Below are 13,603 nucleotides of genomic sequence, written 5' to 3'. Positions count from 1 at the left end.
CCCCGCCGCCCGACCCTGTAATACCACTCCGATCCCGTCATTCGGACGAAAGTCAGGATCCAGGGCCGCAGGCACCGCCCTACCCCGGAACCCGGCTCAATCGCGCTTGGCCATGTCCGCCTGGACCTCGGCCAGACCCTCGTCGATGCCGGCAAGCGCCTCGCGGCGTTGCGCGGCGGTCATGTCGGCGTTCTTCTCGATCGACGCCCGCGCGATTTTCAGACTGGCGAGTGCGGAGGCGTAGGCGCTCGCCTCGATCTCACGGCTGTTGATCGCGGCGGTCGCGGCGTCGGCGGCGGCCTGTTCGATGCGATTGGTGCAGATGACCATCTTGCGCACGCCGCCTTCGGTCCGGTCGATCACATAGTGCTTGCCCGGCCCGTCCTTGCCATCGACGCAGGTGCGTTCGGTCACCTCGGGTACCATCCCCGACGCGACGATCGTACTGCCCGGCTTCGCACGGATGATCCGCGTGCTGACCGTCTTGCCGTCGCGCGTGACGATCGTCGTGACCTGACGCGCGTCGTCGGGGCGTGCGGTAAGCGGCGCAGCGGGCGCGACAGGCGCCACGGGTGCGACCGGGGTCAAGACTGGCATAGGTGGCAGGGGCGGCAGGGGTGCCGCCGGGGCAACCGGCGCCACGCGGTCCTCGACACCGGCACGGATCGCCGTGGCGGCCTTGGTGCCCGAAGCGGTCAGCGCGAGCCCCGTCGCGACCAGCAGGCCGACCGAGGCCGCCCCCGTCGCGATCCGGCCGCGTGAAATCCGAGAAGTCGTCAACATGCGCAATCTCCCTTTCAGATCGGTGATGGTGTGGAGGTGACACGCGGCCGACACCGCGCCGCCATGCGCCGCCTTGACGATCGCGCAGGCATAGATGTGGCGGTCGACCGCGGACCGCCCGGCGAGCACACGTGCGTCGTTGGCAAGCTCCTGGTCCGCGCGGAACCGGCGAAACGCATGCCAGGCGACCGGGTTGAACCAGTGAAGCGCGAGCACGACCAGCGCCACCCAGTTGGCGAACAGGTCGCCACGCTGGTGATGGCCAATCTCGTGCGCGAGCGCCAATTCGCACTCGTCCGCATCGTAGCGATCCGCGAAATCCCGCGGAAACGCGACGTAGCGGCGGACGAGACCGAAGGCGAGCGGACCCGGCGCCGCCGCGGTGGCGATCACGCGCACCCCGTCGCGATCGTCGAGCCGGTCCGCGCTGTCGAGCATCCGCCGGCAGAACCGTCGATGCTGGAGCAGATGCCAGACGAGCAGCCCACGCGCCCCGACCGCCCATGCGGCCCCCAGCGCGCTGCCGAGCCCGCCTTCGAACAGTCCTGCAAGGACAGCGCCGAACGACGGTTCCACCACATCCGGTGTCGCCGCAGCCATCGTTGCCCCCGTCGTCGCGGCCGTTGCAGCGGGCGCGATCATGTAAACGCTGATCGTCTCGCCAGCCCGCGTAATGGGCGTCGCCGCCGCGTGCCAGGTCTCGGGCATCGACGGCAGGACGAGCCGCAACACGGGCAGTGCCCAGAGCGCATAGGCGACCTGCGCCCCGAAGGCGCGGCGCACCGGCGCGCGGACCAGCAGCACGACGAGCATCAGCAGCGTCGATGCGATCAGCGCGTCGCTCGCCCAGCCCGCGAGCGCCGCCGTATCGATCGACCGAAGGGCGGCGGCGGGGCCGTCTCCGATCCCCCCGGAAAGGATGGGCCCCGCGCTCATGCCTTGAGGTCCTTCAGCAACGCCTCGATCTCGGCAATGTCCTGCGCGGTCAGTTCGTCGCGTTCGGCGAGATGCGCGACCAGCGGCGTCAGCCTGCCGCCGAACAGCCGGTCCATCAGCCGCCGCGATTCGCCCGCGACATAATCACCGCGCGCGACGGTCGGACGATAGAGATAGCGCCGGCCATCCTCCTCATGCGTGATCGCCGATTTCGCGATCAGTCGCCCGAGCAACGTCTTGACCGTGTTGGCACTCCAGCCGCGCGCCGGGTCGACACGTTCGGAGACATCCTGCGCGCTCAGCGGGGATTCGTCCCACAGCACCTCCATGACGCTGTGCTCGGCATCACTGATCCGTTCGGCCACGACTCGCTCCTTACTGACTACGCTTGTAATCAGCTCGTTTACGGTCGTAGTCAATGTCAGTTTCTTACGGTCGCGCGATCGACGCCGATGACCGTCTGTGTCGGGCTTCTTTACGATCAGCGGCCGGCGCTGCGGCCGATTAACCACCGAGACCGGCGAAAGTCCGCAACTCGGGTGAACTGGCACATCGTCTGCACCGTCTGATGCGTTACCGAGCGTTCAGCGCTTATGCAGGGTGGACGGGTCGCTGTCATTCAGGTCTCGCACCGGTCCACCCTCACCCGGCACCCTGCAAGCCCCGACCGCACGGCGGCCAGATACCCCCGCGCGATCCAGAGCCTCGTCAAATACTCAGCCTGCCGCCTTCTGCACGTCCAGGACCTGCTTCAGTTCGCCGCTCTCGTACATCTCCATCATGATGTCCGATCCGCCGAGGAATTCGCCGTCGACATAGAGCTGCGGGATCGTCGGCCAGTCCGAATAGGCCTTGATGCCCTGGCGGATGCCCTGGTCCTGCAGCACGTCGACGCTCTCGAACTCGACCTCGAGATGGTTGAGGATCGCGATCGCGCGGCTCGAAAACCCGCATTGCGGGAACAGCGGGCTGCCCTTCATGAAGAGTACCACGGGGTTGGCCTTCACCAGCGCGTCGATGCGCGCGTGCGTGTCGTCAGTCATATCGTCGTCCTTATGCAATCACGGTGGTCAGTTGCAGCGCATGAAGGACGCCGCCCATGCGGCCCCCCAGCGCGTCGTAAACGCTCTTGTGCTGCTTCACCCGGCTCAGCCCGGCAAAACTCGCGCTGGTCACGCGCGCAGCATAATGATCGCCGTCCCCGGCCAGATCGGTGATCTCGACCTCGGCATCGGGAATGGCGTCGCGAATCATCGTGCGGATATCGTCGGCGGTCATCGGCATTGGATTACTGGGCCTCCATCAATTGGCGACGCGCCTCGATCATCTGCGTCGCCAGCGCACGGCGCACCGTCGCCTCGTCATGGTCGAGACCCGCGGCAGTCATGTCGCCGACCAGCTTGCGGACGACATCGTCGTCGCCCCCGCCTTCGAGATCGGCATGCACCAGGGCCGTCGCATAGGCGTCGCCCTCCTCGCGGGTCAGCCGCATCTCGGCCGCGGCCCATTGCCCCAGCAACCGATTGCGCCGCGCCGTGACACGGAATGCGAGTTCATCGTCGCGGGCAAATTTTGCCTCGAAAGATCGCTCGCGATCGTCAAAAGTCGTCATGGCGCACGTGTTCCCTCCGGCGTGTCGAGCTTAGCAGATAGGTAGCGGTCCGCGGCTCCGCAATAATTTGGTGCGGCTCTGGAACAATGCCGGCACATCCATCATCTATAAGACAGTCACGTGACACAGGGCACGGGCATGGAGAGTAGAATGACTGGCCACCATCCAAGGAGCATTTCGCCGCCGTCCGACACCGCCGTATCGCGTCACCCCGCAGCGCCGCCGATCGGTGCCAGTGGTCATGGTCGCGGTCGATTCCCTTCGATCGCGCATGGCATGGCACTCGGTGCGGCCGCATCCGCGATCCTGTGGATGGCGATCGTCATGACGATCTCGCGCATGCTCTGAACCGGCACGGCGCGAGAGACATCATCAGCCGAGTTCGACGACCAGCTTCCCGATCGCGGCGCGTGCGGCCATCTTCGCGATCGCCTTGCCACCGTCCTCCAGCGCGAACCGCTCGGTCACCCGCGGCGCGATCTTGCCGTCGCGCCACAGCTCGAACAGCGTTTCGATATGCGCCTGGTTGGCCTTCGGGTCACGGGCAGCGAACGCACCCCAGAATACGCCGCACACGTCGCAGCTCTTGAGCAACGTCAGGTTGAGCGGCAGCCGCGGGATACCGGCGGGGAAGCCGACGACCAGATACCGCCCTTCCCAGGCGATCGAGCGCAGCGCGGGCTCGGCATAGTCGCCGCCGACCGGATCGTAGATCACGTCGGCACCCGCCTTGCCGACCGCGGCCTTGAACTGCTCGGCTAGCGCCTTGGACTGGTCCTTGTCGAACGGCGCGCGGGCATAGACGATCGTCTCGTCGGCACGCGCCGCACGCGCGGCGGCGGCCTTCTCCTCGGACGAGACCGCGGCAACGACCCGCGCACCGAACGCCTTGCCAAGCTCGATCGCCGCAAGCCCGACGCCACCCGCCGCGCCCAGCACGAGCAACGTCTGCCCCGCTTTCAAATGCCCACGGTCGAGCAAGGCATGGATCGTCGTGCCATAGGTGAGGATCAGCGAAGCGCCCTCCGCAAAGTCGCGCCCCTCGGGCAGGCGGTAGAGCTTGGCCGGGTCGGCAACGACCTTTTCGGACAGTCCGCCATGACCGAGCATCGCGATCGCCCGGTCGCCGACCGCCCAGCCCTCGACCCCGTCACCGACCTCGGCGACGATCCCCGCGATTTCGCCGCCGGGCGCAAAGGGACGTTCGGGCTTGAACTGATATTTGTCCTCGATGATCAGCACGTCGGGAAAGTTGATCGCGCAGGCCTTCACGGCGATCACGACCTGCCCCGGCGCGGCGACCGGATCGGGCAGATCCGACAAGATCAGAGTTTCAGGTCCGCCCGACGCCTTCGACAGCAATGCCCGCATAACCGCTTTCCCTCTCCAGAAAGGGGCGATGTTCAGCCACCGCCTCCTCGAATTTCGAAATCGCGGTATCTCTTGCCAGTGTCAGCCCGACCTCGTCCAGCCCTTCGATCAGACATTGCCGGCGAAACGCATCGAGATCGAAGACGAAGCGGTCCTGGAACGCGGTGGTGACGGTCATCGATTCGAGGTCGATCGTCACGCTGTCGGTCCGCGCCACCTCGATCAGCCGGTCGATGGCATCCTGCGGCAGGACGACGGCGATGATGCCGTTCTTGAACGCGTTACCCGAGAAGATGTCCGAGAAGCTCGGCGCGATCACCGCGGCGACGCCCATGTCGGCGAGCGCCCAGGCGGCATGCTCACGGCTAGACCCACAGCCGAAATTGTCGCCCGCGATCAGGATCGGCGCGCCGGCATAGCGCGGATCGTCGAACACATTGTCCGACTGCGCGCGAACCGTCTCGAACGCGCCGCGCCCGAGCCCCGTCCGCGTGATCGTCTTCAGCCAGTGCGCGGGGATGATCACGTCGGTATCGACGTTCTTCGCCCCCCAGGGATAGGCGCGCCCCGAAACCGTCGAGACGGGCTTCATCGCGGGCCGGTCTCGGCCGGGGCGACACGTCCGGTGCCCGGCAGCGTCCGCGCCGCCGCCATATAGGCTGCAACGCCACTCATCACCGCGCCGGCCATCAACAGCATCATCACACGCTTCATAACTCTTGTCCCATCAGGTCGCGCACGTCGCTCAGCCGGCCCGTGACCGCGGCCGCGGCCGCCATCGCGGGCGAGACGAGATGCGTGCGCGCACCCGGCCCCTGCCGTCCGACGAAATTGCGGTTGCTCGTCGAGGCGCAACGCTCGCCCGGCGGCACCTTGTCGGGATTCATCGCCAGGCACATCGAACAGCCCGGCTCGCGCCATTCGAAGCCCGCGCCGGTGAAGATCCGGTCTAGCCCCTCGGCCTCGGCCTGACGCTTCACAAGGCCCGATCCGGGGACCACCAGCGCGCGGACCCCATCGGCGACCCGCCGACCGTTCGCGATCGCCGCGGCCGCGCGCAGATCCTCGATCCGGCTATTCGTGCAGCTGCCGATGAAGACATGCTGGATCGCGACGTCCTGCATCGCGGTACCCGGCGTCAGCCCCATATAGTCGAGCGACTTGCGCGCCGCCGCCTGCTTGGCGGGGTCGGCAAAGCTCATCGGGTCGGGGACATGACCGGTGATCGGCACGACGTCCTCGGGACTGGTGCCCCAGGTCAGGCCCGGCGCGATATCGCTCGCCTGCAACACGACCGTCTTGTCATAGGTCGCCGCCGCATCGCTCGGCAGCGTCCGCCACCAGGCCAGCGCGCGCTCCCACGCCTCGCCACTCGGCGCCATCGGCCGGCCCTTGATATAGGCGACGGTCGTCTCGTCCGGCGCGACGAGGCCGGCCCGCGCACCCGCCTCGATCGACATGTTGGCGACAGTCAGCCGCCCCTCGATCGACATCGCGCGGATCACGTCGCCGGTATATTCGATCACATGACCGGTCCCGCCCGCAGCACCGAGCCGCCCGACGATCGCCAGGATCACGTCCTTGGGGCTGACGCCGAAGCCCAGCGTGCCGTCGACGCGGACCTCCATCGTCTTCGACTGGCTCAGCAACAAAGTCTGCGTAGCGAGAACATGCTCGACCTCGCTGGTGCCGATCCCGAAGGCGAGCGCGCCGAGCGCACCATGCGCCGAGGTGTGGCTGTCGCCGCAGACCAGCGTCGATCCGGGCAGGGTGAAGCCGAGCTCTGGCCCGACGACATGAACGATCCCCTGCTGCACCGCGGTCGCATCGATATAGTCGATCCCGAACTCGGTCGTGTTGCGACGCAGCGCGTCGAGCTGCTGCGCGCTCTCAGGATCGGCGATCGGCAACGGCACACCCGCGGCGTCGACGCGTGCGGTCGTCGGCAGATTATGGTCGGGCACCGCCAGCGTCAGATCGGGCCGCCGCACCCGCCGTCCGGCGACGCGCAGGCCTTCGAATGCCTGTGGGCTGGTCACCTCGTGAACGAGGTGGCGATCGATATAGATCAAGCAGGTGCCATCGTCGCGCCGTTCGACGACGTGCGATGCCCAGATCTTTTCGTAGAGGGTCTGCGGACGGGTGGCCATGCGGCCCCGTTAACCGATAATGCCTGCCACGCAAAGGTTCGCGGCAATTTTCATGCGCCGGACCATGGCCCTATCGCGTCGATGCGTGGTCCGCGTGACGACCGGGCGCGGCGCCGGGATCCGTCGTTACGCGTCTGCCAGCATCTGCTCGGCAAGGCGTCGGCCAGAGAACCAGCCGCTCTCGATCCGCGGCGCCAGCAGCCAGTCGCCCGCCGCCCCGATCCGTTCGCCCGCATTCCACAGACAGCCGGACTCACCTGCCGCGGCGCGCGCATAGCGCCAGCGATGCCCGACACGGACGATCGGCGCGGGCAGCGCGTCGGCACACTGCGCAGCGAGCGCCGCCTGTAGCTGGTCGACCACAGTCTCCGCCGCGTCTTCCAGATGATCGCGAGACCAGTCTGGCGTCGCCTGGACGACCCACGCCTCCGGACCATCGCGTCCCGGTTTCGCGCTGTTGCGCGCGGCCCAGCCGATGATGCCGCGATCCTTCAGCACGTCGTCAAAAATAGCGAGCGGCGTCTCGAACGCGAACATCGCCGTCCAGCACGGCGCCGACCGGCTGTCCGCTGCGACGCGCCCCATCGCCGCGTCATGCGGTGCGAGCAGCCCCGCCGCCTGTTCCGCAGGGATCGCGACGACGACGCTGTCGAACAGCTCCGCTTCGCCAGGATCGAGCTGCCACCCCGTCGCCGTCTTGCACAGCGCGGTGACCTGGGTGTTCCAGCGGACGTCCGTCTGCGCCGCAAGATGCCCGACGATCGCGTTCATCCCCGGCGCCCCGACCCAGGCATCGGGCCCCGCCGCGGGCCAGCGCGCGACGACGCCCGCCGCCGCCCAGCTCTGCATCGCCGCCACGAAATCCGGGTCGCGCATCGTCAGATATTGCGCACCATGGTCGAACGCGATCATGCCGCCGGGCGTCTCGATCCGCCGCGTCGCCATCCGACCACCCGCCCCACGTCCCTTGTCGAACAGTGTCACCACGCAGCCGTCCTGCTGCAGGCGCAGCGCACAGCTCAGGCCGGTGATTCCTGCACCAATGATCGCAACCTTCATGACGTCTCCGATCGACGATCCACGGGATGGCCCGATACCGCCCCCGGACCTAACCGACCAGCCGGAAATCCCCCGACTTTACCGTCCAGACCTATTTCCGTCGTACCGGTCAGATCGTCTCGGATCGCATCGTCCGCACCGTATAGACCTCGACCCCCTGCCAGGTATCGGAGTCGAAGCGGACGCGGATTTTCGACTTGCCGCGCGTGGTCTCGGGCGGCAGCGGATAGGTCCGGATGTTGCGGGCGGCGGTGACGTCACCCGTGAGCTGCTCGCGCGCCAACGGCGTACCGTCGACCGAGATCCGGAAATCCTTGTTGCGCTGCCCGCCGCCATATTCGACCTGCAGCGTCAGCGGCCCCAGCGCGACCGCCAGGTCGAATTCGAAGAACCCGACGTTCACGTTGCGGCTGCGGTCGGCGACATGCGACACCGCCGCCGAGTTGCCGCTGTCGGCGAACGCGTGGTCGACCTCGGGTTGCTGCTCACCCAGCCGGATCACATCGACCGTCCGCGCGGCCAGCGCCGCCCGCTCCTGCGACGCACGCGCCCAGGCGAGCTGCGCGGTCGGCCACTCGGCGGTGCCGAACCGGCGGAAATAGACCGTGGTGCGGTTGTCGTGCTGCGCGAAAAACGGTCGCAGCGTCAGGTCGCCCGGCTTGCCCTGCCCGCCCAGTCGATACCGGTGCAACCCGCCTGCCGCCGCCAGCACGGGTTCCGTCCGGTCGGTGACGAGCGCGGGGTCCGGCCCGTCGGACCGACGGTCCCCCGCGCCCATATCGGCCGCAAGGACCAGCGGGCCGCTGAGGAACGCGACCAGCCTTGGATCGTCCGGCATCGCTTCGACGCGCACCGGCATGGGCAGCGACAAGGCAATCCGGTCGCCCGCCTTGAGCCCGGTCAGCAGCAGATACGCGCCGTCGCGCACGCCGGCCGTTCTGCCGTTCACCTGCAACAGCGGCGCGGTGCACCAGCCGGGCACGCGGAGCGCCAGCGTCCGTGGCGCCGTCCTGACCGCGATCCGCACCGTGTCGCCGAGCGGGAATTGCGTATCGATGTCGAGCTTCGCCTCGGGGGCATCCAGCGTGGAGGCATAATAGAGGTTGATCGCAACCGCATCGCCGCGCTTCCAGTAGATGCTCTCGCCATGCTTCGAATGGCTTTCCATGCCCGACCCGACACAGCACCAGAAATCCTCGGTCGGGCTCGAATGCACGCGCCCCATGCCCGGCGCCAGCGCGGTGAAATAAGTGAACATCCCCGTATCGGGGTGCTGCTGGCTCATGATGTGGTTGAGATGCGCGCGTTCGTAAAAGTCGAAATAGCGCGCATCACCGGTCCAGCCATAGAGATGCCGGGTCAGGCGCAGCATGTTGTAGCTGTTGCACGCCTCGCACGTCTGCTGGTCGAGCCGCTGGGCAAGCTTGCGCGGCTCGCCGAAATGCTCATGGTCCGAATTGCCGCCGATGACATAGCTGTGGTCGCGCGTCACGATCGTCCAGAATGACCGCGCGACCCTGGCATGATCGGTATCGCCGGTCAGCTCATGCAGCCGCGCCTCCCCCACGATCTTCGGGATCTGGGTGTTGGCATGATGCCCCGCGAGGTCGTCGCGCGCGTCCCTGAGCGGGTCGACGATCGCGTGATGCCGCAGCCGTTCGGCGAGTGTCAGCCAGCGGCGATTGCCGGTCCGCGTGTACAGCTCGGCATAGGATTCGGTCAGCCCGCCATGCTCGGTCCGCAGGATATCCTGGATCTGGACGTCGTTCAGTCCTTCCAGGATCGTGCCGAGATAGGTCCCAAGCCCGATCGCCACGGCCAGACCATCGGCAAGCCCGGCATGCCGGTGCGCGTCGAGCACGCCCGCCATCACCTTGTGATAGGTGTACAGCGGCACCCATCCTTCGTTCAGGCTGAACCCGGTCGACCGGATCTCCCGCTTGCGCAGTTCCTCGTATACCACCTTGCCATCGACGGTCTTGCCGTCGCGCTCGACGGTCGTCCCGCCGGCATAGCCATCCCCCTGCTTCAGCTGGATCGCCTTGAGTTCGGCGACGATATAGGCCGCGCGGTCACGGAATTGCTGGTCACCCGTCTGCGCATAGATCAGGGACAGTGCGCTGAGATAATGACCGAGCGAATGCCCGGCGATCCCGCGTGACTCCCATCCGCCATAGACTTCGCCCTTGGTCGGCAACCCTGCCCCGGCATGGAAATTGTGCAGCAGACGGTTCGCATCGAGCGACAGCAGATAGCGCTGGTTCGCCTGCACCGATGTCAGGAAGATCGACGGCAGCAACCGCACCTGCGACAGCGGAAAGGGGGTCGCCGCCGAGGGTGCACCCGCCGCCGCCAGGGCGAATGGCGGCACCGCCCCCAGCGCAATCCCTGCGCCTAGCGCACCGCGACGCGTCCAACCCATGTCACTCTCCCAGCCACGTCTTTAGACACAGGCTATCGGCTTCACTTGTCGGAGTAAATCCCGGGACTGACATGAGCTGACGGTGTGATCGTGATCATCAGTGCGCCGTGATCCAGACCCGGCCGCACCTCTATGAGCGTCTCAGTCGCGCGGCGCGCGAGCGATCACCGCCTGAGCGGCCCGGAGGCGGGCCTTCCAGATCTTCACCGACGGATGCCCGGCCGCGAGGCCGGCGAGCCGCCCCTCGATCTGGACGGCCTCGTGCTTGGCTGCGTCGAGCTCGGCGGCTGTCGGCGCAGGCTGGATATTGGCGCGCGCGTGTGCGCCGGTGCGTCCCTTGCTCTTGGTCATGGCCAACGCGATGGCCCCGGATGCCGCGCCGCGTCAATGCGGAACGGTAGCGACACGGCCCGCTGTGGCGCGCGCAACACCCGAGCAAGGTCGCGTCAGCGCTTGACGCGTTCCGCCATCGCGGCGTTGCCTTGGCCTGCCGCGACCGAACCTGCCGATCGTCCCGCCGCATCCTGGATCGTCCGGTCCGCACCCGCCGCCAGCAACAGCTCGACCTGTGCCCGGCGATTGAACAGCGATGCCATCATCAGCGCAGTCTGCCCGGCATGATTGCGCGCGTTCACGTCGCACCCCGCCTTCAGCAGCCGCGCCGCGATCGCATCCTCGCCCTTGAACGCGACACCCATCTGCGCGCTGTTGCCCTGGTCACGATCGGGGCGACAGGCGTCGGCGCCCTTGCCGATCAGCGCGTCGACCGTAGCTAGCTGTCCGTTATACGCCGCCAGGATCAGGGGCGTGAAACCGCGCTCATCATAGGCATTGATGTCGGCGCCGGCGTTGAGCAGCGGATCGATCATGTCCGTGCGGCCGAGCCGGGCCGCCTCGAACAGCAGTTGCTGGCGACGCTCGGGTGATGGCAAGGCCGCGACCGCAGGGGGCGTGCGTCGCTCGGTTGGAGCGGCCTGTGGACCGGCCGCGGCGAGCAGCGCGGCAAGATAAGTCAGCATCGTCGGTCTCGTTTCCTTGAAGTCTGCTACGGCAGGAGACGCGAGCCACGCCGCGCCTCCTGCCCCGGGATCAGCGGGCGCCCTGGCCCGGGTTGGCGGCGCGATAGTCCGCCACCGCGCGCGACACGTCGGCGATCGGCACGTTCACCGCGGTTGCCAAGCGCGTGCCGAAGTCCTTGTCCGCCTGGTAGAAATAGCTGACCATGATCGTCTTCGTCCGCGCCGACGTCACGACATTGAGATCACCCGCCAGGTTGGTCACCAGATCCGCCTTGTCCTGCGGCTTCAGCGCCCGGTAGAATTCGCCCGCCTGGGCAAAGTTGTTGGTCTTGGCGATCGGCTTCGCATCGACGGTCGCATCGATGCCATAGGGCGCGGCGCGGAAGCGGGCATCGGTCGACTTTGCCGCAGTCGCCGCCGGGAAATAATTCACGTCGGACGCCCGGTTGGCGTGGTCGAGCTGGCCGTCCTGGTAATTGTTGACGACACTCGCGAGCGGACGATTGACCGGCAACTGCATCGCATTGGCGCCGATGCGATAGCGTTGCGTGTCCGAATAGGAGAACAGCCGCCCCTGCAGCATCCGGTCCGGCGACGCCTCGATCCCCGGCACGAGGTTGGCCGGTGCGAACGCCGACTGCTCGGTGTAGTCGAAGAAGTTGGTCGGCACCTTGTTGAGCGTCATCTCGCCGATCTTGCGGAACGGCACGCCCAGCCATTCCTTGGTGTCGTCGAACGGATTATAGTCGAGCTTGGCAAACGCCGACGCCGACATCGTCTGCACCATCAGGTCCCAGACGGGGAAGTTGCCCTTGCCGATCTCGCCGTAGAGATCGTCGGTCAGGTAGTTCCATGTCGCGGTCGCCACCTGCGCGCCGTTCAGGTTGCGCACGCCCTGGCGGCTGATCCAGCGGAACTTGGCGAACACCGTTTCGCCCTTGGCATTCACCAGCTTGAAGGCATGGACGCCGTTGCCGTCCATCGTCCGGTAGGATGCCGGCGTACCGAGGTTCGAATAAACATGCGCGAGCATGTTGGTCGCCTCGGGCGTCGCCGAGAAGAAGTCGAAGAAGCGATTGGGATCCTGCTTGTTCGTCACCGGCGAGGGCTTGAGCGCGTGGATCATGTCCGGAAACTGGATCGCGTCGCGGATGAAGAAGATCGGCAGGTTGTTGCCGACCAGATCCCAATTGCCCTGATCGGTATAGAATTTGGTCGCAAAGCCGCGCGGATCCCGCATGCCCTCGGGGCTGCCCGAGGGGTGGATCACGGTCGAGAAGCGGACGAACACCGGCGTCTGCTTGCCGGGCATGAACAAGGATGCACCGGTGATGCTCGAAATGTCCGCGGTCGCGGTGAACACGCCGTGGGCACCGGTTCCGCGGGCATGGACGACGCGCTCGGGCACGCGCTCACGGTCGAAGCGTGCGAGCTTCTCGATCAGCGTCGTGTCCTCGAGCAGGACGGGGCCAAGGTCGCCCGCCGCCTTCGAGTGGCGGTTCTCGCCGATCGGCGCACCATTGTCGCGGGTCATCTGCGGCGCGGCGACACTGGCTGAATCACCCTTGGCTTCAACGGTGCCGGCAACCCCGGCCTGCGCCAGCGCGGGCTTGCCGGCGCTGGACGGGGCCGCCGCGGTCGTCATGCGGGTTTCCGCCTGCGTCTCGGCCGGCGCCACCGTCTGCGCGGCGACTGGCTGAATCATGGCACCAGCCGATGTCGCAGCCAGCAGCATCGCCGTCACGGCCTGACGGCTCTTCACGTTCTTCATCTCTATCCCTTAATCCTGCATGCCATCAGCGTGGCATCCCCGCACAGAGCGTGCGGCACCGCCGCCTCCTGATCGAGGACGCGCATCGCGCCAAACGGAGCTTCTGGATCACAGCAATCGAGCAGGACGATCGAGCCGCCATCGCGCCGCTCGCCGGACGATTGCCGAACGATCCTGACCGGGATAGACCGGCGCCGCTGACCTGTTCGATCCGAGCAGGGCGGCATGATCGCGTCGGTGCCCCGAAAGGGCTTAATAGGGAACGCGGTGAGGGTGGTTCGCCACCTGAAGCCGAGGCTGTCCCTGCAACTGTAAGCGGCGAGCGCGATGCATTTCGCTTCTTCCTGCAAAGGAAGGAGCAGCCACTGGGCCAGACGTTTCGTCATGAGGGCCTGGGAAGGCCGTGCATCGTGTGATGACCCGTGAGCCAGGAGACCTGCCGGCGTCTGGTCGCTCTTGCCTGGCCCAGGGGGTGGCCGC

The 13,603-nt window shown here is 67.0% G+C and carries 15 protein-coding genes and 1 riboswitch; of the genes, 1 reads left to right on the top strand and 14 read right to left on the bottom strand.

All coding sequences use genetic code 11. The annotated features are described in order from the left end of the window. Positions 1-96: 96 nt before the first annotated feature. The 5 genes from IFS44_RS22575 to IFS44_RS03385 form a co-directional block, all read right to left on the bottom strand. The gene (locus IFS44_RS22575; protein ID WP_192097553.1) at positions 97-1,719 is read right to left on the bottom strand and encodes a M56 family metallopeptidase; all 1,623 of its coding nucleotides are present in this window, start codon (positions 1,717-1,719) and stop codon (positions 97-99) included. Next, positions 1,716-2,084, bottom strand: a complete 369-nt coding sequence (locus IFS44_RS03400) for a BlaI/MecI/CopY family transcriptional regulator (protein WP_192097552.1) — start codon at positions 2,082-2,084, stop codon at positions 1,716-1,718. The genes IFS44_RS22575 and IFS44_RS03400 overlap by 4 nt, the downstream gene beginning before the upstream one ends. A 351-nt stretch (positions 2,085-2,435) precedes the next feature. Further along, entirely contained in the window at positions 2,436-2,762 is a 327-nt protein-coding gene (gene grxD, locus IFS44_RS03395; protein WP_192097551.1) for a Grx4 family monothiol glutaredoxin, read from the bottom strand. Positions 2,763-2,772: 10 nt separating this feature from the next. Continuing rightward, the gene (locus tag IFS44_RS03390; RefSeq protein WP_031395261.1) at positions 2,773-3,003 is read right to left on the bottom strand and encodes a BolA family protein; all 231 of its coding nucleotides are present in this window, start codon (positions 3,001-3,003) and stop codon (positions 2,773-2,775) included. Positions 3,004-3,007: 4 nt separating this feature from the next. Further along, the gene (locus IFS44_RS03385; protein ID WP_031395262.1) at positions 3,008-3,331 is read right to left on the bottom strand and encodes a DUF1476 domain-containing protein; all 324 of its coding nucleotides are present in this window, start codon (positions 3,329-3,331) and stop codon (positions 3,008-3,010) included. A gap of 150 nt (positions 3,332-3,481) precedes the next feature. Between IFS44_RS03385 and IFS44_RS03380 the strand changes: the two genes are divergently transcribed. After that, complete coding sequence (locus IFS44_RS03380) at positions 3,482-3,679, top strand: hypothetical protein (protein WP_166746183.1); 198 nt, start codon at positions 3,482-3,484, stop codon at positions 3,677-3,679. Between the two features lie 24 nt (positions 3,680-3,703). Here IFS44_RS03380 and IFS44_RS03375 read toward each other — a convergent pair whose 3' ends face one another. From IFS44_RS03375 to IFS44_RS03340, 9 genes are all read right to left on the bottom strand, one after another. Next, a complete protein-coding gene (locus tag IFS44_RS03375) occupies positions 3,704-4,702 on the bottom strand; it encodes an NADPH:quinone oxidoreductase family protein (protein WP_192097550.1) in 999 nt (332 codons plus the stop codon). Then, positions 4,665-5,294 (bottom strand): 3-isopropylmalate dehydratase small subunit, encoded by a 630-nt coding sequence (gene leuD, locus IFS44_RS03370; protein WP_192097549.1) that lies wholly within the window; start codon positions 5,292-5,294, stop codon positions 4,665-4,667. Before leuD ends, IFS44_RS03375 begins: the two co-directional genes overlap by 38 nt. Then, positions 5,291-5,416, bottom strand: coding sequence for a hypothetical protein (locus IFS44_RS22570; RefSeq protein ID WP_261362615.1), 126 nt, complete (start codon positions 5,414-5,416; stop codon positions 5,291-5,293). Before IFS44_RS22570 ends, leuD begins: the two co-directional genes overlap by 4 nt. Continuing rightward, a complete protein-coding gene (gene leuC, locus IFS44_RS03365) occupies positions 5,413-6,852 on the bottom strand; it encodes a 3-isopropylmalate dehydratase large subunit (protein ID WP_192097548.1) in 1,440 nt (479 codons plus the stop codon). Before leuC ends, IFS44_RS22570 begins: the two co-directional genes overlap by 4 nt. A 126-nt stretch (positions 6,853-6,978) precedes the next feature. After that, the gene (locus tag IFS44_RS03360) at positions 6,979-7,911 is read right to left on the bottom strand and encodes an NAD(P)/FAD-dependent oxidoreductase (protein WP_192097547.1); all 933 of its coding nucleotides are present in this window, start codon (positions 7,909-7,911) and stop codon (positions 6,979-6,981) included. A 109-nt stretch (positions 7,912-8,020) separates the two neighbouring features. Continuing rightward, entirely contained in the window at positions 8,021-10,333 is a 2,313-nt protein-coding gene (locus tag IFS44_RS03355) for a glycoside hydrolase family 127 protein (protein WP_192097546.1), read from the bottom strand. A gap of 141 nt (positions 10,334-10,474) precedes the next feature. Then, positions 10,475-10,684, bottom strand: a complete 210-nt coding sequence (locus IFS44_RS03350; RefSeq protein WP_037527415.1) for a hypothetical protein — start codon at positions 10,682-10,684, stop codon at positions 10,475-10,477. 95 nt (positions 10,685-10,779) lie between these two features. Next, on the bottom strand, positions 10,780-11,352 hold the full coding sequence (locus tag IFS44_RS03345; RefSeq protein ID WP_192097545.1) for an ankyrin repeat domain-containing protein: 573 nt from the start codon (positions 11,350-11,352) through the stop codon (positions 10,780-10,782). Positions 11,353-11,422: 70 nt separating this feature from the next. Beyond that, the gene (locus IFS44_RS03340) at positions 11,423-13,123 is read right to left on the bottom strand and encodes a catalase (protein ID WP_043157617.1); all 1,701 of its coding nucleotides are present in this window, start codon (positions 13,121-13,123) and stop codon (positions 11,423-11,425) included. 218 nt (positions 13,124-13,341) lie between these two features. After that, positions 13,342-13,581, top strand: a riboswitch (cobalamin riboswitch). Positions 13,582-13,603 lie beyond the last annotated feature (22 nt).

This window comes from Sphingomonas sp. CFBP 13706 (assembly GCF_014842355.1).
GTDB lineage: Bacteria > Pseudomonadota > Alphaproteobacteria > Sphingomonadales > Sphingomonadaceae > Sphingomonas > Sphingomonas aerolata.
The sequence above is the reverse complement of the archived record's forward strand: the minus strand, read 5'-3'. Positions and strand labels throughout refer to the sequence as shown.

Bases quoted from the DNA above. Each gene is read 5' to 3' on its own strand.
- IFS44_RS22575 (WP_192097553.1), bottom strand. From the start codon at position 1,719: ATGAGCGCGGGGCCCATCCTTTCCGGGGGGATCGGAGACGGCCCCGCC.
- IFS44_RS22570 (WP_261362615.1), bottom strand. From the start codon at position 5,416: ATGAAGCGTGTGATGATGCTGTTGATGGCCGGCGCGGTGATGAGTGGC.
- IFS44_RS03340 (WP_043157617.1), bottom strand. From the start codon at position 13,123: ATGAAGAACGTGAAGAGCCGTCAGGCCGTGACGGCGATGCTGCTGGCT.
- leuD (WP_192097549.1), bottom strand. From the start codon at position 5,294: ATGAAGCCCGTCTCGACGGTTTCGGGGCGCGCCTATCCCTGGGGGGCG.
- IFS44_RS03380 (WP_166746183.1), top strand. From the start codon at position 3,482: ATGACTGGCCACCATCCAAGGAGCATTTCGCCGCCGTCCGACACCGCC.
- IFS44_RS03355 (WP_192097546.1), bottom strand. From the start codon at position 10,333: ATGGGTTGGACGCGTCGCGGTGCGCTAGGCGCAGGGATTGCGCTGGGG.
- IFS44_RS03375 (WP_192097550.1), bottom strand. From the start codon at position 4,702: ATGCGGGCATTGCTGTCGAAGGCGTCGGGCGGACCTGAAACTCTGATC.
- grxD (WP_192097551.1), bottom strand. From the start codon at position 2,762: ATGACTGACGACACGCACGCGCGCATCGACGCGCTGGTGAAGGCCAAC.
- leuC (WP_192097548.1), bottom strand. From the start codon at position 6,852: ATGGCCACCCGTCCGCAGACCCTCTACGAAAAGATCTGGGCATCGCAC.
- IFS44_RS03350 (WP_037527415.1), bottom strand. From the start codon at position 10,684: ATGACCAAGAGCAAGGGACGCACCGGCGCACACGCGCGCGCCAATATC.
- IFS44_RS03345 (WP_192097545.1), bottom strand. From the start codon at position 11,352: ATGCTGACTTATCTTGCCGCGCTGCTCGCCGCGGCCGGTCCACAGGCC.
- IFS44_RS03385 (WP_031395262.1), bottom strand. From the start codon at position 3,331: ATGACGACTTTTGACGATCGCGAGCGATCTTTCGAGGCAAAATTTGCC.
- IFS44_RS03360 (WP_192097547.1), bottom strand. From the start codon at position 7,911: ATGAAGGTTGCGATCATTGGTGCAGGAATCACCGGCCTGAGCTGTGCG.
- IFS44_RS03390 (WP_031395261.1), bottom strand. From the start codon at position 3,003: ATGCCGATGACCGCCGACGATATCCGCACGATGATTCGCGACGCCATT.